This window comes from Flavobacterium kayseriense (assembly GCF_014305095.1).
Classification (GTDB): Bacteria; Bacteroidota; Bacteroidia; order Flavobacteriales; family Flavobacteriaceae; genus Flavobacterium; species Flavobacterium kayseriense.
In genome coordinates, this window is the sequence record NZ_JACRUI010000002.1 from 281,221 (window position 1) to 305,369 (window position 24,149).

Annotated in this window: 20 protein-coding genes; 10 read left to right on the forward strand and 10 right to left on the reverse strand. The window is 34.1% G+C overall.

Annotation, left to right across the window (positions count from 1 at the left end; translation table 11 throughout):
• Positions 1-14: 14 nt before the first annotated feature.
• Complete coding sequence (locus H8R22_RS07605; protein WP_187009861.1) at positions 15-977, reverse strand: ion channel; 963 nt, start codon at positions 975-977, stop codon at positions 15-17.
• Between the two features lie 275 nt (positions 978-1,252).
• On the opposite strand from H8R22_RS07605, the gene H8R22_RS07610 reads away from it, so the two are divergent.
• The 3 genes from H8R22_RS07610 (at position 1,253) to H8R22_RS07620 (ending at position 4,019) form a co-directional block, all read left to right on the forward strand.
• Positions 1,253-1,864 (forward strand): nitroreductase family protein, encoded by a 612-nt coding sequence (locus tag H8R22_RS07610; RefSeq protein WP_225876000.1) that lies wholly within the window; start codon positions 1,253-1,255, stop codon positions 1,862-1,864.
• A gap of 79 nt (positions 1,865-1,943) precedes the next feature.
• Positions 1,944-2,807, forward strand: a complete 864-nt coding sequence (locus H8R22_RS07615) for a DUF808 domain-containing protein (protein ID WP_187009863.1) — start codon at positions 1,944-1,946, stop codon at positions 2,805-2,807.
• A gap of 21 nt (positions 2,808-2,828) precedes the next feature.
• Positions 2,829-4,019, forward strand: coding sequence for a retropepsin-like aspartic protease (locus tag H8R22_RS07620; RefSeq protein ID WP_187009864.1), 1,191 nt, complete (start codon positions 2,829-2,831; stop codon positions 4,017-4,019).
• A 121-nt stretch (positions 4,020-4,140) separates the two neighbouring features.
• Here H8R22_RS07620 and H8R22_RS07625 read toward each other — a convergent pair whose 3' ends face one another.
• The gene (locus H8R22_RS07625) at positions 4,141-5,310 is read right to left on the reverse strand and encodes an alginate lyase family protein (RefSeq protein ID WP_187009865.1); all 1,170 of its coding nucleotides are present in this window, start codon (positions 5,308-5,310) and stop codon (positions 4,141-4,143) included.
• Positions 5,311-5,906: 596 nt separating this feature from the next.
• On the opposite strand from H8R22_RS07625, the gene H8R22_RS07630 reads away from it, so the two are divergent.
• Positions 5,907-6,947, forward strand: coding sequence for a zinc-dependent alcohol dehydrogenase family protein (locus H8R22_RS07630; RefSeq protein ID WP_187009866.1), 1,041 nt, complete (start codon positions 5,907-5,909; stop codon positions 6,945-6,947).
• A 144-nt stretch (positions 6,948-7,091) separates the two neighbouring features.
• Here H8R22_RS07630 and carB read toward each other — a convergent pair whose 3' ends face one another.
• Together carB and rpmH are read right to left on the reverse strand one after the other, a co-directional pair.
• Positions 7,092-9,944, reverse strand: a complete 2,853-nt coding sequence (gene carB, locus H8R22_RS07635) for a carbamoyl-phosphate synthase large subunit (protein WP_187009867.1) — start codon at positions 9,942-9,944, stop codon at positions 7,092-7,094.
• A 168-nt stretch (positions 9,945-10,112) separates the two neighbouring features.
• Positions 10,113-10,274, reverse strand: a complete 162-nt coding sequence (gene rpmH, locus H8R22_RS07640; protein ID WP_008464848.1) for a 50S ribosomal protein L34 — start codon at positions 10,272-10,274, stop codon at positions 10,113-10,115.
• A 166-nt stretch (positions 10,275-10,440) separates the two neighbouring features.
• Here rpmH and H8R22_RS07645 point away from each other — a divergent pair, with 166 nt between their 5' ends.
• Complete coding sequence (locus H8R22_RS07645) at positions 10,441-10,956, forward strand: DUF2892 domain-containing protein (protein ID WP_187009868.1); 516 nt, start codon at positions 10,441-10,443, stop codon at positions 10,954-10,956.
• 80 nt (positions 10,957-11,036) lie between these two features.
• Here the strand turns inward: H8R22_RS07645 and H8R22_RS07650 are convergent, their stop codons facing one another.
• Positions 11,037-11,945, reverse strand: coding sequence for a lytic transglycosylase domain-containing protein (locus H8R22_RS07650; RefSeq protein ID WP_225876001.1), 909 nt, complete (start codon positions 11,943-11,945; stop codon positions 11,037-11,039).
• Positions 11,946-11,981: 36 nt separating this feature from the next.
• Entirely contained in the window at positions 11,982-12,638 is a 657-nt protein-coding gene (locus tag H8R22_RS07655) for an alpha/beta fold hydrolase (protein WP_187009869.1), read from the reverse strand.
• A gap of 453 nt (positions 12,639-13,091) precedes the next feature.
• Between H8R22_RS07655 and H8R22_RS07660 the strand changes: the two genes are divergently transcribed.
• The gene (locus H8R22_RS07660) at positions 13,092-13,376 is read left to right on the forward strand and encodes a GNAT family N-acetyltransferase (protein WP_187009870.1); all 285 of its coding nucleotides are present in this window, start codon (positions 13,092-13,094) and stop codon (positions 13,374-13,376) included.
• 62 nt (positions 13,377-13,438) lie between these two features.
• On the opposite strand, the gene abc-f is transcribed toward H8R22_RS07660, so the two are convergent.
• From abc-f to H8R22_RS07680, 4 genes are all read right to left on the reverse strand, one after another.
• On the reverse strand, positions 13,439-15,073 hold the full coding sequence (gene abc-f, locus H8R22_RS07665; protein WP_187009871.1) for a ribosomal protection-like ABC-F family protein: 1,635 nt from the start codon (positions 15,071-15,073) through the stop codon (positions 13,439-13,441).
• A gap of 169 nt (positions 15,074-15,242) precedes the next feature.
• The gene (locus H8R22_RS07670) at positions 15,243-16,715 is read right to left on the reverse strand and encodes an alanine/glycine:cation symporter family protein (RefSeq protein WP_187009872.1); all 1,473 of its coding nucleotides are present in this window, start codon (positions 16,713-16,715) and stop codon (positions 15,243-15,245) included.
• A gap of 309 nt (positions 16,716-17,024) precedes the next feature.
• Positions 17,025-18,200, reverse strand: coding sequence for a GlmU family protein (locus tag H8R22_RS07675; protein WP_187009873.1), 1,176 nt, complete (start codon positions 18,198-18,200; stop codon positions 17,025-17,027).
• 204 nt (positions 18,201-18,404) lie between these two features.
• Entirely contained in the window at positions 18,405-18,656 is a 252-nt protein-coding gene (locus H8R22_RS07680; RefSeq protein ID WP_187009874.1) for a type B 50S ribosomal protein L31, read from the reverse strand.
• A 244-nt stretch (positions 18,657-18,900) separates the two neighbouring features.
• Here H8R22_RS07680 and H8R22_RS07685 point away from each other — a divergent pair, with 244 nt between their 5' ends.
• From H8R22_RS07685 to H8R22_RS07700, 4 genes are all read left to right on the forward strand, one after another.
• A complete protein-coding gene (locus H8R22_RS07685; protein ID WP_187009875.1) occupies positions 18,901-19,434 on the forward strand; it encodes a DUF4199 domain-containing protein in 534 nt (177 codons plus the stop codon).
• 6 nt (positions 19,435-19,440) lie between these two features.
• Complete coding sequence (locus H8R22_RS07690) at positions 19,441-20,397, forward strand: glycosyltransferase family 2 protein (protein ID WP_187009876.1); 957 nt, start codon at positions 19,441-19,443, stop codon at positions 20,395-20,397.
• Positions 20,398-20,504: 107 nt separating this feature from the next.
• Positions 20,505-22,232, forward strand: a complete 1,728-nt coding sequence (locus H8R22_RS07695; protein WP_187009877.1) for a phospho-sugar mutase — start codon at positions 20,505-20,507, stop codon at positions 22,230-22,232.
• A 74-nt stretch (positions 22,233-22,306) separates the two neighbouring features.
• Positions 22,307-24,133, forward strand: a complete 1,827-nt coding sequence (locus H8R22_RS07700) for an ABC transporter ATP-binding protein (protein ID WP_187009878.1) — start codon at positions 22,307-22,309, stop codon at positions 24,131-24,133.
• The last annotated feature ends 16 nt before the right edge of the window (positions 24,134-24,149 follow it).

Genomic DNA, 24,149 nt, shown 5'->3' on the forward strand with positions numbered 1-24,149 from the left:
TAAAAATAATTATTTTAAGGTAACGGAACAAAATCAAATTCGTTTAGTTTATCTAGGTATAACACTGTTTTTGAGTTATCTACACTTCTTGCATACATGGGCTTAAACTTAGCACCATACACAACTTCATCAAAAGTGTAAGAAGATCTTGTAGCTACTGTTGTACTAAACATGTCATCAAAGGTTTTTATAAAAACTAATATTTCACCATGAATCGATTGAAAATCACTTTCGGTAAGTTGATACAAAGGACTTTCGGCTGTGATAGGATGCACTAAAGTCCAACTTAAAGTTAACGCACTGATTTGAGCTAATTCTAAATCCAACTGATAAAATTTATTAGCCATGATACCATTTTCCATTATACTCATCCCCAAAGTCATTTGCGCTTCGGCATCAGTAAAGTTAGTATTTTTAAAAGGAGACAACCGAACCATTAAGGCTGTCCCGCTGCCGTAAGGAGCAATAATCGCATTCTCTGAAAATTTTAAAAAAGCGGTTGGCTTACTGAAGCGTCCAAAAAATAATCCCGTAGCAATAGCAAAGCTAAGTAAACCCATTAAAGCCTCAGCAGCTGATAATGCGCTTGTTAAAAATCCCGTAGGACTTATATGTCCATAACCAACTGTGGTGAAAGTTTGTGCGCTAAAAAAATACGCTTGTCCAAACTTGACCACTTCACTATCAGTGCTTGTGATACCATCAAGATGCTCTATGCCAATGATATAATAGATTACAGCAAAAACAAAATTGATAGTAATGTAGAAACTCAAAATAATAAACATAAATCTCCACGTGTTCATATCAATCATAGTATGGTACCAACTCGTTCTACGAAAAAGGTGCATTCCCACTTTTTCTACATTAGCTTTTCCGTCTTTATTTATAAATCGACCACCATAGCTACTAGAATTTGTACCAAATCCCGAGTTTTTATCTGCTTTTGCGTTTAGATTAATTTTTTCTACGTTCTCCATTAATTTTCAATATCTGCAGTAAAAATAGTCAAATTGATCTAATAATAAGAGGTGAAGCTATAACTGCTAAAACAATAATGGAATTCATTACCGCAGTAAAAAAGAGAAATCAGTACGGTACATTAATTTTTTATCAAAATCATAACTTCACTTATTATTGACGTAAATAAACTTATATTTGAATATATAAAAAAGCAAGAAAAATGTCCGTAAAAAAATTGATTGACAATCATCCTTATATCAGTTACAGCAAACCCATTCTCTCGGACGAAGAAATGCTGCAAAGAGCACAATCTTTTTATAAAAACATGGATAGTCGTAGATCAGTTAGAGAATTCTCCGATCGCGCAATTGAAAGGGCAGTGATTGAGAACATCATAAGAACGGCCTCGACGGCTCCATCAGGCGCACACAAACAACCATGGACTTTTTGTGTAATAGCTAATCCCGAGATAAAAAAACAAATACGAAATGCCGCAGAAGAAGAAGAGCGCGCAAGCTATGAATCACGTATGTCCAGCGAATGGTTAGATGATTTAAAACCCCTTGGTACTGATTGGCAAAAGCCTTTTCTTGAAATCGCACCCTACCTCATCATTGTCTTTAGGCGCATTTATGAATTTGGAGAAGATGGAAAAAAGAAAAATAACTATTACGTACAGGAAAGCGTGGGTCTTGCAACAGGATTTTTACTTGCAGCCATACATGATGCAGGATTGGTTTCCTTAACTCACACGCCAAGCCCAATGAATTTCATTAGTAAAATTCTCAATCGTCCTGAAAATGAGAAACCATTTTTACTAATCCCTGTTGGATATACAGCAGAAGAGTGCTGGGTTCCGGATTTAGAGCGAAAAGATATCGAAGATATTTGTGTTTTTTATTGAAATATTTTCAACAGAACAAGCAAAACTAATAAAAAAGGCACTTTTTAATCAAAAAAATAAACATTAAACAAAAAAATATATGGCCTCAGGATTTTTCGCATTATTAGACGATATTGCAGCACTTATGGATGATGTTGCGGTTTTAAGTAAAATAGCAACTAAAAAAACAGCTGGAATCTTAGGTGATGACTTAGCTGTTAATGCCGAAAAAGCATCTGGATTTGTTTCCTCACGAGAAATACCCGTTTTATGGGCTATCACAAAAGGGTCATTGTTAAATAAAATAATAATTTTACCTTTTGCTTTTTTGTTAAGCTCCTTTGCACCTATTGCAATAACGGTAATTTTAATCGTCGGTGCGCTCTACCTTGCTTATGAAGGGGTTGAAAAAATCTACGAATATTTCGTTCCTCATGACCATTCAGAAAACAAAGTAGCTCTTGAACCGCTAACTGAAGATCAAATCTTATTAATGGAGAAGGATAAAATAAAAGCAGCAATTGTAACTGATTTTATTCTGTCGGTAGAAATTGTAATCATCGCATTAGGAACGGTAATAGAGGAACCGCTACTAAATCAGATACTCGTGGTGACTTTTATCGCAGTACTAGCAACAGTAGGTGTGTACGGAATCGTAGCATTAATCGTAAGAATGGATGATACAGGTATTCTTTTACAAACTAAAAAAAGCGGTTTACTTCAAAGAGTTGGAGGTGTTTTAATTTTAGCGTTACCAAAAGTAATTAAAGCTTTAGCCTTTATAGGAACAATAGCTTTATTACTAGTAGCTGGTGGAATATTCGCTCACAAAGTTTCATTTTTACATCATACATTTGTTGATTTACCAGATGTGGTGCGAGAAGCCATATTTGGATTGATTGGTGGTGCAATTACCTTGGTGGTTGTATTAGTCTTTAAAAAAGTATTTAAAAAAAATAAATAGAATGAAATAACTAGTCTTGCTATGCTTAAATTGAAAGTACTAAAGAACAATTGGCACCTATTGCTTGTATTACTCTCGTTTGCTTGCAATGCGCAAAAAGTGACTCTCAATCAAGGAAACACATTAGAACAAAAATACTACTCCGAGATTCCGTTTGAATACGTAAATGGTAAAATTATCATTCCGGTTGTCATTCAAGACAAAACATATCGGTTCTTGTTAGATACAGGAGCTCCAAACTGCATTTCTTTACATCTTAAAAAAGAATTGAACACCACAGTTGTTCAGCAGCTTCCTGTAACAGATGCCAATAATACGAAGTCAATGATGGATATTGTTACTTTACCGGAACTATCTATTGGGGGAATCACATTCCAAAATTCAGTAGCCTTAGCCTACACGGAGGATAAAAATATAATTTTTGACTGCTTTGAGATTGATGGCTTTATTGGTAGTACTCTTTTAAGGAATTCGATCCTGCAAATTGACACGAAAAATAAGGTCATCCGAATCACTACTGATCTTGAAAAAGTAGTGATCGATAAAAAAAGAGGTACTAAAGTTGCTTTAAAAGGAAATCAAAGTAGTCCATTTATCTGGATCAAAATCACTAGTAAAAAGTCAGCTAAAGAACAAGTACTCTTAGACACTGGTATGAAAGGGTTTTATGACTTATCTACTAGAGCGTACAGTATCTTTAAAGATAAAACAGAAATTAGATTGTTAAATACAGGTAATGGTTCTGCATCTTTAGGTATGTTCGAAAACACAAAGAGCGACAATACGTTTAGAGTACTGGTGCCTGAAGTAACAATAGCTAAAGCTAAATTTACAAATATTACTACAACAACTACTAGTGATAACAACTCAAGAATAGGGATGGATTTTCTAGAAAACGGAATTGGAACGCTCGATTACAAAAACAAAAAATTTTACTACACAGCTTACAAAGACACTACGGATTTAAGCGAATTAGTACTGCCTTTTACACCTACAATAGTAAACAACAAACTTTCTATCGGTATTGTATGGGACGAAACTTTGAAAGCCAAAATTACTACTGGTGATGAAATCCTTGAAATCAATGGCGTCAATTATGAGCAATATCTAATTTGCGATTTGATTACTAAACCTTCTGTTTTTAAAAATATTGTTATCAAGGAGCTTCTAATAAAAAAAGCAGATAATACAATTATAAAAATCAATTTATAACCTTTATAGTTACTATACTAATAACAAATCATTGATATAAAAGTTTAGATCTCCTAAAAAAAATGCTCAGACCTTGATCCAATCAGGTTACTTCCATTTTATGGTGTTTTTCGGTTTAGTACTAATAAAGAATTGACTCTTTAGTAGGGTTGGTAAATCGCTGGGGATAATAGCTTGAATATATTGCTTTATCAAGCATTTTATCTACGCGATACAGTTGCCATCTGAGTTTTTCCTGTACACCTTCCCAGTCTTTGATTTGTTGGTATGGAAATATCGCTTGTGGCTGATTAACATATTGCACTAAAAAATCAATAGCTTTCAAGATACTCCTTCCATCTTTAGATTTCTGATGAAGCAAATCAATATTGAGCGATTTTGACATTTGCGCCATATCTAAAAAATGAGTCAAATTAAACGTAGAGTATCCCAAAGCAGTTGTTCTTACTAATTCTAGCGGTTGGGATCCGTCGGGTTCAATTTGTGTAAATAATCTATTCTCTGCAAACTGATTAATTATGCTTTTAGCTAATTCATAGTCACCAATAAAAAGAGCATAACGTGTTAATTGTACATCAAATGCAGTTCCGTGATTATTTTTTGCTTGTTGTTCTTCAGCTGCTACAGGAGCAGATTGCAACCAACTAACATACGTTTTAAACCAATCTTCTATTGCTATTTGATCTTGCGTCGAGAATGCTTTTGATTTCTTAAGGATTTCGATAGCATCTAACATTTCGAAAAAAGAATACGTATCCAGAATCCCTTCTCCTCTACCCAATCCGTTTCTGACACCAGGAATAGTTTGCCCGTAGTTCATATTCGGATTCATTTTTGTAGCATCATTTATGAACCAAATTCTTAAGTTTCTTACCGCTTTTTGCGCGTATTTTTCATCTAATGTTAGGTAAAACGCTAAAGAAAGGGTTTCTATACTTTGAGCAAAATTACTCAAAGGGTATCGATCTAACTTTTCAATTTCGGGATTAGACTGACCGTCTTTCCTAATATAAGGCAAACCGTCAGTCTTCGTAGGATCTGGCCACCAATAACGCCCCATACTCATATAATCGTGCTTGTCTCCACTAGATGGAGTCATCTCTTTATCAACTACAGAAACTAAAGCTTGTTTCAACTTTTTATCAGCTTCTTTTATAATAGTGCTTACTTCTGTAGTTTTTTTTGTTTTAGCTTCATCTAAATTTTTCATATTCCAAACACGCAATTGGGCTTGCACATTCACAACAGCGAAAAGAGTAAATATAATAATTATCAAATTTGTTTTAATCATCTTCTATAAATTTAAATCGAATGTAATAAAAAAATGTTTTAACTCACTATTGGTTTACCAATTCACAATAATAATACAAATAATCAACTTATCCAGACGTAGTTTACACAAAAAAAGTACCAACCAAGGTACTTTTGTATATAAAGTTGGAGATTATTTACTCCAATATATTTTTCTTCTAGAGTACTATTTGTAAGACTGATCGACTTGAAAGTCATCAGTAAATACAATACTTTCTCTTGTAGATTATTTTTCTGGTTATGATACAAGTTGGGATCAAAGATTTTTGAATAAAAAAGGCAGAAATCAAATTGAAAAAAAATATATTTTTTTGTAATAAAGTACAAAATTCGCAAGTCAAAAATAATTTTCAATTGGAGAATTCATTAATCCAATAGTACCGATAACTATAATATGAATTTCCAATGTTAAAATAGCTAAAATATAGAAACATTAAAAAATAAGAGAAGCAATAAACATAGATGCTTTCGATAATACTTACACAAAATAGCGTACATTTGAATATAAGTGTAAAATACTGATTAACAAATATATAGTATATTAGAATAATCATTAAATCTTAAAAAAGAAATAAGATGAAAGCATTAGTTTATTATGGCGATCATAAGATTGCTTTAGAAGAAAGACCTAAACCAATTATTGTAAAACCAACAGATGTAATTGTAAAAGTATTAAAAACCACGATATGCGGAACAGACTTGGGTATTTATAAAGGGAAAAATCCCGAAATCGAAAGCGGACGTATCCTTGGACATGAAGGCGTAGGTATTATTGAAGAAGTTGGCGCCAGTGTATCGCAATTTAAGAAGGGTGAAAAAGTTCTAATTTCGTGTATTACTTCTTGTGGCTCTTGCGAATATTGTAAAAAACAAATGTATGCTCATTGTACAGATGGAGGCTGGATTTTAGGATATATGATCGATGGGGTCCAAGCTGAATATGTCAGAATTCCTCATGCTGATAACAGCTTACATAGAATACCAGAAAGTATTGATGATGAAATCGCTGTCTTGTTAAGCGATATTTTACCTACTGGCCATGAAATAGGTGTGCAATACGGAAAAGTAAAACCGGGAGATGAAATTGCTATTGTTGGAGCGGGCCCGGTTGGGATGTCTGTACTTTTAACAGCACAATTCTACTCTCCTTCTAAAATAATCATGATTGACTTAGATGATAACCGACTTAAATTAGCAAAAGAATTAGGCGCTACACATACTATTAATTCTGAAACTACAAACGTGGAAGAAGCTGTTAAAGAAATAGTGGGTGGTGATGGTGTAGACGTTGCTATTGAAGCAGTTGGAATTCCTACAACTTGGGATATTTGTCAAAAAATAGTTAAACCAGGAGCCCACATTGCTAATGTAGGAGTTCATGGCGTAAAAGTAGATTTTGATATCCAAAAACTTTGGATTAAAAACTTAACCATAACTACTGGATTAGTAAACACAAATACAACTCCAATGCTATTGAAAGCAGTTTCTGCTAATCATATGGACTTAAAGAAAATGATCACTCATCGTTTTCCGCTTTCAGAACTTGAACATGCTTACCAAGTTTTTTTGAATGCTGCGGAAGAAAAAGCGTTAAAAATTATTATAACTACTGAATAAATAAAAAGTAAAAGATAGTAATTGCATTAGTTTTATCGTTTATCAAATCATATTTTACTTTTCTTTCCATAAAAAATGCCCCAAATAGTGTCTAACTTTTTGGGGCATGTTCATTACGGGGCTTTTTTATATCTAAAATTAAGATTATTTACTCAAATACATTTTTCTTCTAGAGTACAACTCATAGAACTGATCGTCTTTTAAATCATCAATAAACAAGATACTTTCTCCTGTTGATTTCATCTCTGGTCCCAATGCTTTGTTTACATTATGAAACTTACTGAAAGAGAAAACAGGTTGCTTGATTGCAAATCCTTTTAACTGTGGGTTAAAAGTAAAGTCAGTTACTTTATTATGTCCTAACATTACTTTAGTAGCATAGTTCACATAAGGCTCTCCGTATGCTTTTGCAATAAACGGAACCGTACGAGACGCTCTAGGGTTTGCTTCGATAATATAAACAGTGTCGTCTTTGATAGCGAACTGAATGTTGATTAATCCAACCGTTTTCAAGCCTAACGCTATTTTTTTTGTGTGATCTTTAATTTGCTGCATTACAAACTCACCTAAATTAAACGGAGGCAAAGTGGCATTACTATCTCCAGAGTGTACTCCACAAGGTTCGATATGCTCCATTATCCCTATAATGTACACATTTTCTCCATCACAAATAGCGTCTGCTTCGGCTTCAATCGCACCATCAAGATAATGATCTAACAATAATTTATTTCCAGGAATCGTTTTTAATAAGTTTACAACGTGTTCCTCTAGCTCTTGCTTGTTAATTACAATTTTCATTCCCTGACCTCCTAATACATATGAAGGACGGATCAATAATGGAAAGTCTAAAACATCTGCTAAAGCGGAGGCTTCGTCAGCAGTTTCGGCAATTCCAAATTGTGGGAAAGGAATTTCTAACTCTGTTAACAAGTCAGAGAAACGACCTCTATCTTCAGCTAAATCTAAAGCGTCAAAGCTCGTCCCTATAATTTTTACACCATATTTAGATAGCTTTTCAGCCAATTTCAAAGCCGTTTGACCACCTAGCTGAACAATTACACCTTCTGGTTTTTCATGCTGAATGATATCATAGATATGTTCCCAGAAAACAGGCTCGAAGTATAATTTATCAGCCGTATCAAAATCCGTAGAAACTGTTTCAGGATTACAGTTGATCATGATGGTTTCGTAACCACACTCTTTTGCAGCCAATACTCCGTGAACGCAAGAGTAATCAAACTCGATTCCCTGTCCGATTCTATTTGGCCCTGAGCCAAGAACAATAATTTTCTTTTTATCGGTAACGATACTTTCGTTATCTACGTAGCGAGTACCATCTGCTTTTTCAATTTCAGCCTCGAAAGTAGAGTAATAGTACGGTGTTTTAGCTTTGAACTCAGCCGCACAAGTATCTACTAATTTAAACACACGGTTAACATTCATATCCATACGCTTGGTATGTACCGCACTTTCTAAACAACCCATCATGTGTGCGATTTGTCTATCAGCAAAACCTTTTTGTTTCGCTTCAAGCAAAAGCTCTTTAGGTAAAGTTTCTACTTTAAAGTTAGAAATTTCCTTCTCTAAAGTATATAATTCTTCATATTGTTTTAGGAACCACATATCGATTTTTGTGATTTCATGAATGCGGCTCAATGGAATACCCATAGCAATTGCATCATAAATTACAAAAACACGATCCCAACTTGCAAAAGTTAGTTTCTCTATGATTTGTTCATAATTGGTATAACCTTTACCATCTGCTCCTAAGCCGTTTCTTTTTATTTCTAGTGATTGAGTCGCTTTGTGCAATGCTTCTTGGAACGAACGTCCAATACCCATTACTTCACCTACGGATTTCATTTGAAGTCCTAATGTTCTATCAGCTCCTTCAAATTTATCAAAATTCCAACGTGGTATTTTTACAATCACATAATCCAAAGTTGGTTCGAATAAAGCCGAAGTTGATTTGGTAATTTGATTTTGTAGCTCGTCAAGGTTATACCCTAAAGCTAGTTTAGAGGCGATTTTTGCAATTGGGTATCCTGTTGCTTTAGATGCTAGTGCAGAAGAACGAGATACGCGTGGATTAATTTCAATTGCCACAATATCTTCCTTCTCGTCAGGTGAAACTGCGAACTGCACGTTACACCCTCCTGCAAAGTTCCCAATGCTTCTCATCATTAATATAGCATAATCACGCATTCTTTGAAAAGTAGTATCAGACAAAGTCATTGCTGGTGCCACCGTGATTGAATCTCCAGTATGAATTCCCATTGGGTCCATGTTTTCGATCGAACAAATAATGACAACATTGTCGTTCTTATCTCTTAACAATTCTAATTCATACTCTTTCCATCCCATCAAAGCTTTATCAATTAAAACCTCATGAATTGGTGACGCTTCTAAACCTCTTGTCAAAAGTTCATCAAAATCTTCTTTCTTGTATACAATTGCGGCTCCTGTACCTCCAAGAGTAAAAGAAGGACGAATTACTAATGGAAAACCATATTCCTGGGCAATCTCTTTACCTCTTAAATAAGAAGTACAAATTTCAGCTGGAGCTGATGGTACATTTATCTTTTTAAGCAGCTGCTTGAATTGCTCTCTGTCTTCAGTAATATTGATCGCATTTACATCAACACCAATCATTTTTACATTAAAATCAGCCCAAATTCCTTTTTCCTCCGCTTCAAGACACAAGTTTAATGCCGTTTGTCCTCCCATTGTAGGTAGTACCGCATCAATTTGTGGGTGCGCTTTCAGAATTTCAATAATTGATTTTGTTGTCAAAGGCTTCAAATAAATATGATCGGCCATAGAAGGATCGGTCATAATAGTTGCTGGATTTGAATTGATCAAAATAACCTCAATTCCCTCTTCACGTATAGAACGTGCTGATTGTGATCCTGCATAATCGAATTCGCATGCTTGACCAATAACTATAGGTCCTGAGCCTATAATTAAAACGGATTTAATGGATAAGTCTTTTGGCATTTTTTTTGTAATTATGGTGTGATGAAGTAGTTACTTATTTTTGAAAATACATCCTTAAAAACGATACAACTAGCTTAAAATGTACTATTTAGCTTTGTTTTGTCCCGACAAGGTATAAAAAAAGGCGATACTAAAAAAAGTAACGCCTTAAATATGTTCATTCAAACATTATTTTTTGTGTCTTGGTTCACTAGAAACAGTCAACTTATGTCTTCCTTTAGCTCTTCTACGCGCAAGAACTTTTCTTCCATTAGCAGAAGCCATTCTGTCCATAAATCCGTGCTTATTTCTTCTTTTTCTTTTCGATGGTTGAAATGTTCTTTTGCTCATTGCTTTGTATCTTTAAAATCTTGTTTATATGACTATCTACTTTTGAGATAACTGTTACCTCAAAACCGAGTGCAAATATACAAAGACTTTTTTTTCATGCAAGTAGTTTTATAAAAATATTTTTAATTCCTTTTACTATCTTTGCAATCTTAAATAATCACATACCATGTTAAACAAAAATATCAAACTTATTATTGCGGGACTTATTGTAATCGTTAGCATTTGGCAATTTACAGAGAACAATATTGGTAACGGAATTTTCCTTCTATTATTGACTGCTTTTCCCATCTTCTTGTATTTTAAAAATGAATTCATCCTATTAGCCTTCTTAAAATTAAGAAAACAAGATTTTGAAGGTGCAAAAAAATGGTTATCATTCATCAAAAAACCAGAAACAGCTTTAGTGCAAAAGCAACAAGGGTACTATAACTACTTACATGGAATCATGCTAGCGCAAACAAATATTAACCAAGCAGAGAAATATTTTAAGAAGGCAATTCAATTAGGTTTGTCTATGGATATGGACTTAGCAGTAGCTAAATTAAATCTTGCCGGTGTTGCGATGTCAAGAAGAAGAAAATTAGAAGCAACAGCATTGCTTAATGAGGCTAAAAAACTCGACAAACAAAATATGTTAAAAGAGCAAATCACGATGATGAAAGATCAGATGAAAAAAATATAAAGTAAAAAGGGCAAAATGATATCATTTTGCCCTTTTTAATTATGACTTACTAATTTTAAAATTCAGAAAACTAGTGTGTTTTAAATTCCGCTTAAAGGAATTTCAATAACATACTTCTTTCTTGAAGGATTCTCTAATTTCGTGCCTCGCAACCAAGGGTTGTAAACTTTCAATATCTTATAATTAGTCCCTTGTCTTTTTGCAAATGTTACCAAATTGTTTATCGAGGTAGAAACGGTTACTTTTTTTGTTTCAATCAATTTATACTTGTCTTGTAGATCGATTTTAAATCCAAATTTATCAGGGTTTTCCATAATCTCCTTCAGTGCCATAATCCTAAAAAGATAGCGCCCTGTTTCCTCATTCATATATAAATCATAGTAACTACCTTCCTTTTGAAAATTAAGCAAGTTTTGCACTCCTACTAAACCCCTATTGTAAGAAGCAGCAGCTAATGTCCAAGAACCAAATTTAGCTTTTGCTTTTAGTAAAAAATCGCAAGCTGCTTGAGTCGACTTAGCTAAATCATATCTTTCATCTACGGTATTGCTAATTTCTAATCCCATATCCTTTGCTGTTTCAGGCATGAACTGCCATACTCCTCTAGCTCCTGCCTTTGATACTACATTAACTAATCCGCTTTCGATCACAGCTAAGTACTTAAAATCATCTGGTACTCCATTTTTTTTCAGAATGGGCTCAATAACCGGAAAAGATCTATTTGCCCTTTTTATGGCAAGAATCGTATAGGAATGATAGTTTCTGTTAACAATTAACTCCCGATCCAAACGCTCCTTAACATCTTCAATTTCTATAGGTGCTTGTTCACCTGCAAAATTAATTTTACTCGGGAAATAATGCAGCTCTTTCTCTTTTTGAGGCAACACTTTCTCAATCTCTTCTTTTTCAGCTTTACCACAAGAAATAGCTAAAATCATTAACAAGAGTACCAATACAGCATTACTTGTTTTCTTATTGTATATTTTCATTCTTAAATTTACTATTACAATCCTTTAATTAATTTTTTAATTTAAAATAATCTGTGGCAAATGTGCATTCAACCATTTGTACTTACTAAGAATCAAAATATGTGTTGCTCCTTTTACAACTATACAATTTTTGATGTTTTTTATTGGAAAAACATCGTCTAAATCACCATGAATATGAACTACGCTTTCATCTATTTCTGTTCGATCCCATAAAATTACTTTTTCTACAGCCCACTCTAAATAGCCAATATCTCTAACTGATAAAAACTTTTCATATAACTTTAGTCGTTGGTTTATTTTTTCTCCAAAAGAGAACTTCGCCAAATTCTCTAAGTTGAGAATTAAAGTCATTGGAATCAACTTATACGCTTTGGTTGTTTTTGCTAATTTAAGCCTTCGAGGAAACTCCAAATTACTTCTAACACTGGATATAATAATTACTTTTCTAGCTTTGATATGTACCGCTATCTCTTGCACTAAGATGCCACCAAAAGAAACACCAATTAAAACAGGCATTTTATGAGTGATTTTATCAGCAATCCTTTTTGCATAATCAGACAATGACTCCTGAGGTAAAGGAATCTCCCATTCTAGTAAATGTATTTCAAATGCCTCTTCAGGAAGTTCAATTCTTTCAAATATCGCTGAACTCGCCGCCAAACCGGGCATAAAATAAACGTGGACTTTATTCATAACTACTTCTCTCTTTTCAATTATCTGTATTCTATTTTACAGCAAATTCTTGATAAAATTAATTCTTTTATTATCAATTATGCTTTTGAATACGCTATAATATTCATAAATATTTTGAACCTTAAATCTTTTACGCATCAGTACCGTAAGTTCATTTTTTTTTATTCATACTAATACAATTCTCAATCTACAGCAAACCACTTTTTATATGCGAAACTCAAAATAATCTATAAAACATTCCTTACCATGGTAACTGACTTGCACTTAAACCTAAAAAGAATTTGATATTGATAAGCAAATCAATATCTTTGTTTTACACTTTTAAACCGCTCTAACAAAGTTATTTATTTACTACTTACTAGCAAAAAAATCAACTGTAAACAACCACAAAATAGCACCACATCAAACTTTCTCTAAAGCAATTTTAATAAATTACACTGACGAATCACAACAATGGAAATTAAAGACAACACATTTGCACGACAGTTTGAAACAACAACAGAAGAAGATCTCATATCAGTTGAGTACTCTTTTCAAGAAAAGAAAATATTTCTGACCAAAATAAACACGCCTGAAACTTTTACAAACGAAGCATTTATTGATTCCTTTTTAAAAGAAATCATGGAAATAGCCGAAGAGCGAAAACTCAAAGTAGTTCCCATACTTCCACGAATAGTATTATTTTTTAAAAAGAATCCCGTTTATAAAGAATTACTGCCACCAGGAATACGATTATAAAAGCAAAAAGAGCATTTGATGTATCCAAATGCTCTTTTTTTTTGTTACCAATTTAGCTTATATTATTTTTCAATTTCGCGCATACTTTCCATCTTTTTGTTAGCCAAAAATCCGGTAATATCCTCAAAGTGCTCGATCACTCTTTTGTTTTTAAATTCAAATACTTTTGTAGCTAATCCATCTAAGAAATCTCTATCGTGAGAAACCAAGATTAATGTTCCGTCAAAATCCCTTAAAGCGTCTTTAATAATGTCTTTTGTCTTCATATCTAAGTGATTTGAAGGTTCATCTAATATTAAAAGATTAACCGGTTCTAGCAATAATTTTATCATCGCTAGACGAGTTTTTTCACCACCTGACAACACCTTAACCTTTTTGGTAATATCATCTCCGTGAAACATAAAAGCGCCTAAGATATTTTTAATCTGAGTTCGGACATCACCTACAGCGATATCATCAATAGTTTCAAAGATTGTTGCATTTTCGTCTAATAAAGACGCTTGGTTTTGAGCAAAATACCCTATTTGCGCATTGTGTCCTATTTCTAAAACACCACCATCAATTTGCAATTCTTTCATAATTGCTTTAATCATAGTCGATTTACCTTCTCCGTTTTTACCCACGAAAGCTACTTTCTCTCCTCTTTCAATCACGATATTTGCGTTTTTAAACACAACGTGATCTCCATAAGCTTTATCTAACTCTTTTACAATGACAGGGTATTGTCCCGAACGTGCTGCAGCAGGAAATTTTAATTTTAAAGCCGAGTTATCTACTTCATCTACTTGAACAATAACTAATTTCTCGAGCATTTTCACACGTGATTGTACCGCATCAGTCTTAGAGAAAGTTCCTTTAAAACGATCAATAAATGTTCTATTATCCGCAATCATTCGTTGTTGCTCATCGTACGCTTTTTGCTGATGTAGGCGACGATCTTTACGCAATTCTAAGTAGTGAGAGTACTTCGCTTTATAATCGTAAATACGCCCCATTGTAACCTCAATTGTACGATTAGTGATATTATCTACAAAAGCTCTATCATGTGAAATTACGACCACTGCTTTAGCTTCGCTAATCAAAAATTCCTCTAACCACTGAATACTTTCGATATCCATGTGATTGGTAGGCTCATCTAGCAAGATCAAATCTGGCTTTTGCAAAAGGATTTTAGCTAATTCGATTCGCATTCTCCATCCTCCTGAAAATTCCGAAGTTTGACGGGTAAAGTCTTCACGTTCGAATCCTAAACCTGTTAATATCTTCTCAACTTCTGCTTCGTAATTAACCTCCTCAATAGCATAGTATTTTTCGCTTAAATCAGAAACTCTTTCAATCAATTTCATGTAAGCATCGCTCTCATAATCAGTGCGAATGGTTAGCTGCTCATTTATTTGATCGATTTCAGCCTTCATCCCTAAAATCTCCCCAAATGCTTTTGAAGTTTCCTCCATTACCGTTGCACCATCAGTGGTTAACAAATGCTGTGGTAGGTAAGCAACAACTGCCTCTTTAGGCGCAGATACACTTCCTGTTGACGGCTTACTTTGTCCAGCAATAATTTTTAATAGTGTAGACTTCCCAGCGCCATTTTTACCCATAAGGGCAATTTTATCGTTTTCATTTATTGCAAAAGAAACATCACTAAAAAGCGTTGTACCACCAAAATTTACTGAAATATCGTTAACTGTAATCATTATAGTATGAATTTGAAGATTTGGTTATTGATCAATCAAAAACCGGTATATTTAAAAAAATGCAAAGATAGATTAAATAAGTAATTACGCCATTAAAAAAAAATAATCCCCCACAAACACCTATTCCTAGCTATTTGTGGGGGATCATTAACTATAATAAAAAGAATAATTATTTCTTTCTAAGATTTTCTTCTCTAATTTCATCCCATATTGGCGTGTTAGTTACACCAATGTCCTTAGGGTCAAAGGTAGGATCTTTACCTTCTTTGCGCTGTCTCTCATAATCTTTAAGCGCAGCTAAAGCTGGTTTTTGCAATAACAAAATCGCGATAATGTTAAACCAAGCCATCAATCCTACTCCAATATCACCAATCGTCCAAGCTAATTTTGCTGTATTGATACTTCCGTACACCATAACTGCAATCATTACCCCACGCAATATATAATTATAAACAGGAGACTTTAACTTTCTAGTTAAATACGACACATTGGTCTCTGCGATATAATAGTAAGCAAGTATGGTAGTAAATGCAAAGAAAAATAGCGCGACTGCCACAAAGTAAGAACCTACTCCAGGGAATACGGTATCCATGGCACTTTGTGTATAACCTGCGCCAGGAGTAACGCTAGCGAGACCACTGTATAAAAACTCTGATGCACCTTGTTTATTTCCGAAATTTGGATTTTGTACATTGTATGTCCCTGTAATTAATATCATAAATCCCGTAGCTGAACACACTAGAATAGTATCGATGTACACAGAAAATGCTTGAACCAAACCTTGTTTTGTAGGATGCGATACATTGGCAGCAGCAGCAATATGCGGAGCTGATCCTTGACCGGCTTCATTAGAATAAATTCCGCGTTTTACACCCCATTGAACGGCTAAACCAAAGACAGCACCAAAACCAGCTTCTTGATTAAATGCACTTTTAAAAATTAAAGCGATAATATTAGGAAGTCTATCAAAGTCGATGACTACTATAACTATTGCAGCGATAATATAAGCAATAGCCATAAAAGGCACAATTAACTCCGTGAACTTAGCAATACGCTTTACTCCTCCAAAAACGATAGCAGCGAATACAGCTGATAAAGCAACGCCTGTAATCAAAGGATCAATTTGAAAAGCGTTATCTATCCCCTCGGCCACTGAATTCGCTTGTACTCCCGGTAATAAAACTCCCATAGCAATTACGGCAACAATAGCAAAGGCAGTAGCAAACCATTTTATATTTAATCCTTTTTCTATATAAAACGAGGGGCCTCCGCGAAGCGACCCTTTATCTTTTTCTTTATAAATTTGTGCTAAGGTCGCTTCAATAAAAGCGGTACTAGCACCAAAAAAAGCAACAATCCACATCCAAAACAAAGCTCCTGGCCCACCAAAAGCAATCGCAGTAGCAACTCCAGCAATATTACCAGTACCTACTCTTCCTGCTAATGACATAGATAATGCTTGAAAAGAAGAAACACCCGAGTCTGAACTTTCTCCGTCAAAGAGCAAGCGAATCATCTCCTTAATATGACGTACTTGTAAAAAACGTGTTCGGATCGAAAAATAAAGCCCCGAACCTAGGCATAAAATGATTAAAGCATTGCTCCACACTAAATCATTTAACATCCCAATAATCTCTTCCATAAATAAATTTTAAATTAATAATTATCAAAAAATCAGTAAAAACGCATCTTCATCACTAATTTTTTATAAAACTAAAACATATGAAGAGAAAAAACTAACCAATATCTATAAAAAAACGTTTTTTACATTGATTCAGAGTAATGACTACACGACAAAACAAAGACCAATTATTAAAGTAAAAGCAAGTTTTTAAGACTTTCTAATAACTATTTACGAGTAAATACTAAAAATATAAACAAAGAGCATAAAAAAACTGCCATTCTATTTTAATTGGGCAGTTTTAATAAATCTAGTAAAAGGTGACGAATATTATTCTTTTCTCCATTTTTTGGTTTCTTCAAAAACGTGTTCTAATATAGCAGCGTCTTGCTCATCGAAAATAAGATTTCGACGACTCATTACTATTCTTGCCGTTTCAAAAGCTTTTTTTGTTAAGTAAGTTGTAAAACCAGAAGCACCTCCCCATGAAAAACTAGGTACAAAATTACGAGGAAAACCACTACCAAAAATATTAGCACTCACACCAACAACTGTTCCTGTATTAAACATCGTATTGATACCGCATTTACTATGGTCTCCCATCATTAAGCCGCAAAACTGCAAACCTGTTTTCGCAAAACCTTCTTTCTCATAGCTCCATAATTTAACTTCTTCGTAGTTATTCTTCAAATTTGAATTATTACTGTCAGCACCAATGTTACACCACTCCCCTAAAACTGAATTACCTAAAAACCCATCATGTCCTTTGTTAGAATAAGCAGAGATTACCGAATTATTAACCTCGCCTCCTACTCTTGAATGAGGACCAACAGTAGTAGGTCCATAAATTTTGGAAGCTAACTTTACAACAGCATTATCACACAGAGCAAAAGGACCTCTAATTACAGAACCTTCCATAATCTCAGCATCTTTACCAATATAAATAGGACCCGAAGATGCGTTAAGAGTAACGAATTCCAACTTGGCTCCCGCTTCAATAAAAATATTCTCGGGTGCAATTGTATTAACCGATGCAGGAATGGCTTGCGAAACTCTGTCGGCAGTTAGATATTCAAAATCCTGCTGAATTGCATCACCGTTCTTAGAAAATATATCCCAAGTATTCATAACTGTAATACACTCTCCTTCATATTCAATAATTTCATAATCATCAAAATCGACTCCTTCTTGATCTTCTGTGGTATAAAAAGCGACCACATCCTCTCCTTTAAAGATGGCTTGGTTCACTCCTAAATCACACACCATATCCACTAAAACAGCTGTTGGCAAAAAAGAAGCGTTAATCATAACGTTTTCTTCTAATTCAACCATGGGATATTTTTCAGATAAATATTCCTCTGTCAAGGTTGTTGTTGTAGAACCTAAATGCATCTCCCATTTTTGACGTATCGTCACTATTCCAATTAATATATCTGCAACTGGACGTGTAAAAGTAAAAGGTAGTAGCGCATTTCTGGCAGGCCCATCAAAAAGTATATAATTCATTTTATAAAGTTTCAAAGTTATGAAGGTCCAAAGTTACAAAGTTTTTGATTGCATTTATGCAGTCTACACAGCCGATTTACTTCCAAAAAAAAATAAAATTAATTTACTTCTATTTTCAACAAGAACTACTTACTACTAATTTTACTCCATAAAAAAAGCCTCGCAAAATGCGAGGCTTCCTGTATATTAAAAAACAAATTAAAATTATTTAATGTGTTTAGCGTATTTAGTTTTGAATTTATCAATACGTCCTGCAGTATCGATAAGTTTGTTTTTACCTGTGTAAAAAGGGTGAGAAGTTCTAGAGATCTCCATTTTTACAACCGGGTATTCAACACCGTCAACTGTAATTGTCTCTTTAGTATCTGCAGTAGATTTAGTGATAAAAACTTCTTCATTAGACATGTCTTTAAAAGCAACTAATCTGTAATTTTCTGGGTGTACACCTTTTTTCATCTTGTAATTCTTTTTTATTTGTTTGGTTATAACTCCTTTTGCGGCTTTCCTTATTGAAGGGAAAGGTATAAATTCACTATAACTTTTTGTTTTAACACTGTTATTTTGAGGATGCAAATTTACAATAAAAATTCAATAATCAAATCTTTGTTTCACTTTTTTTTATAATTCTCAAATACAGTATAATATTACCTAATGTAAGATGAATTGTTATATTTGTAATCTAATATTAAAAAACTTACCAATGATCAACGAAACTATTAAAAAAAACGGAATTACTTTTGGTGTCCTAACGGGACTTTTTTCAATTATACTAACTACAGCAATTTACGTTATTGACTTGAATTTGTTCACAGCTTGGTGGATTTCAATAATCAATATTGTTATTTACATCGCGATAGCAATAATTTTATTATCTAAAACCAAGAAAGAGTTAAACGGTGTTTTCACTTTTAAAGAAGCCTTTACAACCTATTTTATTTCCGCTTTAATCGGTTTAGTATTATCCGTAGGTTTCAATATGATACTATTTAATGTTGTTGATCCTGGTGCCCAAGACACTATAAAAGAAATTACAATAAAATACATGGTTAGCACGATGGAGAAATTTAATGCTCCTGCCGAAACGGTTAACGCTGCGATTAAAGATTTGCAGGAAAACAATCAGTTCTCCGTATTAGGATTACTTAAAGGTCTTTTAACAAATATCATTTTTGTTAGTATCTTTGGCCTAATTATGGCCGCTTTTTTCAAAAGCAAGCCTTCATCACAAGAATAAAAGTCAATGAACTTATCCATTTTAATACCTCTTCTTAACGAAGAAGAATCGCTTCAAGAACTCTACAACTGGATCATTAAAGTGATGCAAGCCAATAATTACACCTATGAAATCATCTTTCTAGATGATGGTAGCTCTGATGCTTCCTGGTCTATAATTGAGCGGTTTGCTAGCGAAAACACTAATGTCAAGGGAGTGCGTTTCATTAGAAACTTTGGGAAATCACAGGCATTACACGCAGGATTTGCAAAAGCGCAAGGTGATGTTATCATTACTATGGATGCTGACTTACAAGATAGCCCGGAAGAAATTCCGGGTTTATATTCTATGATTACTACTCAAAACTATGACTTAGTATCGGGCTGGAAAAAGAAACGATATGACTCAGTAGTTGCCAAAAACATTCCGTCTAAATTATTTAATTGGGCAGCCAGAAAAACTTCAGGAGTACAATTAAATGATTTCAACTGTGGTTTGAAAGCATACAAGAACATTGTGGTCAAAAACGTCGAAGTTTCGGGCGAGATGCACCGTTATATTCCTGTGCTAGCAAAAAATGCCGGTTTTGGAAAAATAGGCGAAAAAGTAGTACAACATCAGGCTAGAAAATATGGAGAAACTAAATTTGGTATGGAACGATTCGTAAACGGTTTCCTTGATCTAATCACCATTTGGTTTTTGTCTCGTTTTGGTAAAAGACCCATGCATTTATTTGGCGCTATGGGTTCATTAATGTTTATTATTGGGCTGCTGTCTGCCGTTTACATTGGTGTTGCAAAATTATATCATATGTATAACAACATGCGTTACAGTTTAGTTTCTGACAATCCATGGTTTTACATCGCCTTAACCACAATGGTTTTAGGTACGCAATTATTTTTAGCTGGATTTTTAGGCGAAATAATTTTGAGAACAAAAAACAATGAAGAGCGTTATAAAATTGCAAAAGAAGTCAATTTATAATATCCCCTAGCCCTGATAGTAGTGAAAATCCTTTTAGTAGCGACAGCGAATAAAAGATTGCAGCGAATAGCAGGATTAGCTCCTTAAAACTATAAAAAATACTAAAAATGGATATCAAACAAAACATTTTAGATGCTGTAAATGAATGGTTAACACCTTCATTTGATACTGAAACGCAAGAGGCTGTTAAGGCTTTAATTGCAGGTTCTCCAACAGAATTAGAGGAAAGTTTTTATAAAAATTTAGAGTTTGGTACCGGTGGTATGCGCGGTGTCATGGGCGTGGGAAACAATCGCATCAATAAATATACACTAGGAAAAAGTACGCAAGGACTAAGTGATTATTTGCATAGTTCGTTTCCAAACCAACCGTTGAAAGCGGTAATTGCGTTTGATTGTCGTCATAATAGCAAATCATTAGCTAAGGTTGTTGCTGATGTTTTCTCTGCCAATGGAATACAAGTCTATTTATTTTCAGATTTAAGACCTACACCAGAACTATCATTTGCTCTTAAATATTTAGGTTGCCAATGCGGAATCGTACTCACAGCATCACATAATCCGCCAGAATACAACGGATACAAAGTGTACTGGCAAGATGGTGGACAAATTGTTCCGCCAGAGGACAAAGGTATTATTGCCGTTATCGAAAAGTTAAATTACAACCAAATCAAGTTTGATGCTAACGAGGACTTGATTCAATATATTGATACAGAAGTTGATGAAGCTTTTATAAAATCGACTATCGAAAACGCAAGTTTTAATACACCTACGGTTGCCAAAGAAGATTTGAATATTGTATTCACATCACTACACGGTACATCAATAACTATTATTCCTGAAACATTTAAACGCGCGGGATACACAAATTTTCAAGTTGTTGCAGAACAAGCGGTGCCAAACGGAGATTTCCCTACGGTAAAATCACCTAATCCAGAGGAACCAGAAGCATTAACAATGGCTCTTGCGCAAGCAGAAAGAACGAATGCCGATATTGTGGTAGGAACGGATCCTGACTGTGATCGTTTAGGAATAGCAGTTCGAGATAATAATGGCAAAATGACATTATTAAACGGAAATCAAACAATGGTTTTGATGACTGCCTTTTTGCTTGAACAATGGAAAAAAGCGGGCAAAATCAACGGAAAACAATTTGTGGGTTCTACGATCGTCTCTACTCCTATGATGATGGAATTAGCTACTAATTATGAGGTAGAATGTAAAGTTGGACTAACAGGCTTTAAGTGGATTGCAAAAATGATTAAAGATTTTCCAGAACTAGACTTCATTGGAGGTGGTGAGGAAAGCTTTGGTTACATGGTAGGAGACGCAGTGCGTGACAAGGATGCTGTTGCGGCAACCTTACTAGTTTGCGAGATTGCTGCTCAAGCTAAAGCCAATGGTAGCACTGTTTACCAGGAACTAATCAAGTTGTATGTTGATAATGGTTTTTACAAAGAACATTTAGTTTCTATTACTAAAAAAGGAATGGAAGGCTTACAACAAATTAGCCAAATGATGATAGACCTACGTGAAAACCCACTTAAAGAAATTAATGGCGAACGTATAATTATGGTTGAAGATTACCAATCCTCGATTGCTAAAAACTTATTGGACGGATCAGAGTCTGAAATGACAATTCCGAAATCGAATGTACTGATTTATTACACTGAAGATGGATCAAAAATATGTGCTAGACCTAGTGGAACAGAACCAAAAATAAAATTCTACATCAGTGTTAACACAACACTTGACAATGTTGAAGATTTTAGTGAAGTACAAGATATACTTGATCAGAAAATACAAAATATCATTGCCTCGATGCAATTGAATTAAAAGCTATAAAGCAGCAACAAATTACAAGACCCGACCGTTTTTAAAAAGCTGTCGGGTCTTAATACTAGTACACCATGAATAATTTTAAAAGAATATTCTCCTTTATCATTCCGTATAAAAAGTATGCTTACTTAAACATATTTTTCAATGTTTTGTACGCGTTATTTAGTACGCTTTCCTTTATGTCATTGATCCCAATGATGCAAGTGTTATTTGACCAAACAAAAAGAAATACAGTAGAGCCAGTTTATACTGAAATTTGGCAATTAAAAGAATATGCGGAGAATTATATTAGTTACTTTATTACCCATGCTACTGATACTTATGGCGTAGGTTACACGCTATCAGTAATGGTGGCACTAATAATCACAATTTTTTTATTAAAAAATGTGAGTGACTACTTAGCCATGTTTTTCATTACTTTTTTGCGAAATGGTATTTTAAGAGACATGCGAAACGCGATGTACAAAAAAACACTAGAATTACCTCTAGCCTTTTTCTCAGAAAAAAGAAAAGGAGATGTTATTGCTAGAATTTCTGCTGATGTAAATGAAGTACAAAACTCCTTTTTATCAATACTGGAACTAATTGTAAAAGAGCCATTAACGATAATTTTCACCATCATAGCAATGCTAACGATTAGCGTTGACTTAACTTTGTTTGTCTTTATTTTTATCCCGATTTCAGGTTATGTGATTTCCCTAATTGGAAAACAACTTAAAAAGCAATCTACCAAAGCACAAGAAGAGCAAGGTATCTTTTTATCTACTATCGAAGAAACATTGGGCGGATTAAAAGTGGTAAAAGGATACAACTCTGAAAGGTACTTTAATACTGTATTTCAAGAATCAACACAGCGCTTTTTCAAGTTATCTAATAGTATAGGAAATAGACAAAATCTAGCTTCACCAACTAGTGAATTTATGGGAATCATGGTTATTGCTATTTTACTATGGTATGGAGGGAATATGGTATTAATCGAAAAAACCTTAAACGGAGCTTCGTTTATTGCCTACATGGGTTTAGCTTATAATATTCTTACACCAGCAAAATCAATTTCTAAAGCCACCTATGCCGTAAAGAGAGGAAACGCAGCTGCAGAGCGAGTTCTAGAAATTCTAGATGAGCAAAATCCAATTACATCAAAAGCTGATGCTATTAATAAATCAGATTTTGATTCCACAATTAGTATCAAAAATATCAATTTCAAATACGAGGAGGAAAATGTTTTAAAAGACTTTTCGTTAGAAGTTAAAAAAGGACAAACGATTGCACTAGTGGGGCAGTCCGGAAGTGGTAAGAGTACGATTGCAAACTTACTCACTCGTTTTTATGACGTTCAAGAAGGAACGGTTGCTATAGACAACACTAACATCAAGGACATGAATCTGCAATCTTTGCGTGGTTTGATGGGACTTGTTACCCAAGATAGTATTTTATTTAATGATACCATCAAAGCTAACATTGCATTAGGAAAACTAGACGCTAGCGATGACGAAATTATTGCTGCGCTTAAAATTGCTAATGCTTATGAATTCGTCAAAGATTTACCTCAAGGAATATACACCAATATTGGAGATAGCGGAAACAAGCTTTCTGGTGGACAAAAACAGCGTCTTTCGATTGCCAGAGCTGTACTAAAAAACCCTCCTATTATGATTCTTGATGAAGCGACATCAGCGTTAGATACCGAGAGTGAAAAGTTTGTGCAAGTGGCACTAGAGAACATGATGCAAAATAGAACATCAATTGTAATAGCGCACCGTTTATCTACAGTCCAAAAAGCAGATGTTATTATTGTGATGCAAAAGGGAACAATTGTAGAAAAAGGAACGCACGAAGAACTAATTGCAATGAAAGGAACCTATAACAAATTGGTTACTATGCAATCATTAGAATAAAATGTACTTTGCTACA

What these genes read in the sequence shown, in the direction of transcription:
- H8R22_RS07605 (WP_187009861.1), bottom strand. Translation starts at nt 977, where the DNA reads ATGGAGAACGTAGAAAAAATTAATCTAAACGCAAAAGCAGATAAAAAC.
- H8R22_RS07610 (WP_225876000.1), top strand. Translation starts at nt 1,253, where the DNA reads ATGCTGCAAAGAGCACAATCTTTTTATAAAAACATGGATAGTCGTAGA.
- H8R22_RS07615 (WP_187009863.1), top strand. Translation starts at nt 1,944, where the DNA reads ATGGCCTCAGGATTTTTCGCATTATTAGACGATATTGCAGCACTTATG.
- H8R22_RS07620 (WP_187009864.1), top strand. Translation starts at nt 2,829, where the DNA reads ATGCTTAAATTGAAAGTACTAAAGAACAATTGGCACCTATTGCTTGTA.
- H8R22_RS07625 (WP_187009865.1), bottom strand. Translation starts at nt 5,310, where the DNA reads ATGATTAAAACAAATTTGATAATTATTATATTTACTCTTTTCGCTGTT.
- H8R22_RS07630 (WP_187009866.1), top strand. Translation starts at nt 5,907, where the DNA reads ATGAAAGCATTAGTTTATTATGGCGATCATAAGATTGCTTTAGAAGAA.
- carB (WP_187009867.1), bottom strand. Translation starts at nt 9,944, where the DNA reads ATGCCAAAAGACTTATCCATTAAATCCGTTTTAATTATAGGCTCAGGA.
- rpmH (WP_008464848.1), bottom strand. Translation starts at nt 10,274, where the DNA reads ATGAGCAAAAGAACATTTCAACCATCGAAAAGAAAAAGAAGAAATAAG.
- H8R22_RS07645 (WP_187009868.1), top strand. Translation starts at nt 10,441, where the DNA reads ATGTTAAACAAAAATATCAAACTTATTATTGCGGGACTTATTGTAATC.
- H8R22_RS07650 (WP_225876001.1), bottom strand. Translation starts at nt 11,945, where the DNA reads ATGAAAATATACAATAAGAAAACAAGTAATGCTGTATTGGTACTCTTG.
- H8R22_RS07655 (WP_187009869.1), bottom strand. Translation starts at nt 12,638, where the DNA reads ATGAATAAAGTCCACGTTTATTTTATGCCCGGTTTGGCGGCGAGTTCA.
- H8R22_RS07660 (WP_187009870.1), top strand. Translation starts at nt 13,092, where the DNA reads ATGGAAATTAAAGACAACACATTTGCACGACAGTTTGAAACAACAACA.
- abc-f (WP_187009871.1), bottom strand. Translation starts at nt 15,073, where the DNA reads ATGATTACAGTTAACGATATTTCAGTAAATTTTGGTGGTACAACGCTT.
- H8R22_RS07670 (WP_187009872.1), bottom strand. Translation starts at nt 16,715, where the DNA reads ATGGAAGAGATTATTGGGATGTTAAATGATTTAGTGTGGAGCAATGCT.
- H8R22_RS07675 (WP_187009873.1), bottom strand. Translation starts at nt 18,200, where the DNA reads ATGAATTATATACTTTTTGATGGGCCTGCCAGAAATGCGCTACTACCT.
- H8R22_RS07680 (WP_187009874.1), bottom strand. Translation starts at nt 18,656, where the DNA reads ATGAAAAAAGGTGTACACCCAGAAAATTACAGATTAGTTGCTTTTAAA.
- H8R22_RS07685 (WP_187009875.1), top strand. Translation starts at nt 18,901, where the DNA reads ATGATCAACGAAACTATTAAAAAAAACGGAATTACTTTTGGTGTCCTA.
- H8R22_RS07690 (WP_187009876.1), top strand. Translation starts at nt 19,441, where the DNA reads ATGAACTTATCCATTTTAATACCTCTTCTTAACGAAGAAGAATCGCTT.
- H8R22_RS07695 (WP_187009877.1), top strand. Translation starts at nt 20,505, where the DNA reads ATGGATATCAAACAAAACATTTTAGATGCTGTAAATGAATGGTTAACA.
- H8R22_RS07700 (WP_187009878.1), top strand. Translation starts at nt 22,307, where the DNA reads ATGAATAATTTTAAAAGAATATTCTCCTTTATCATTCCGTATAAAAAG.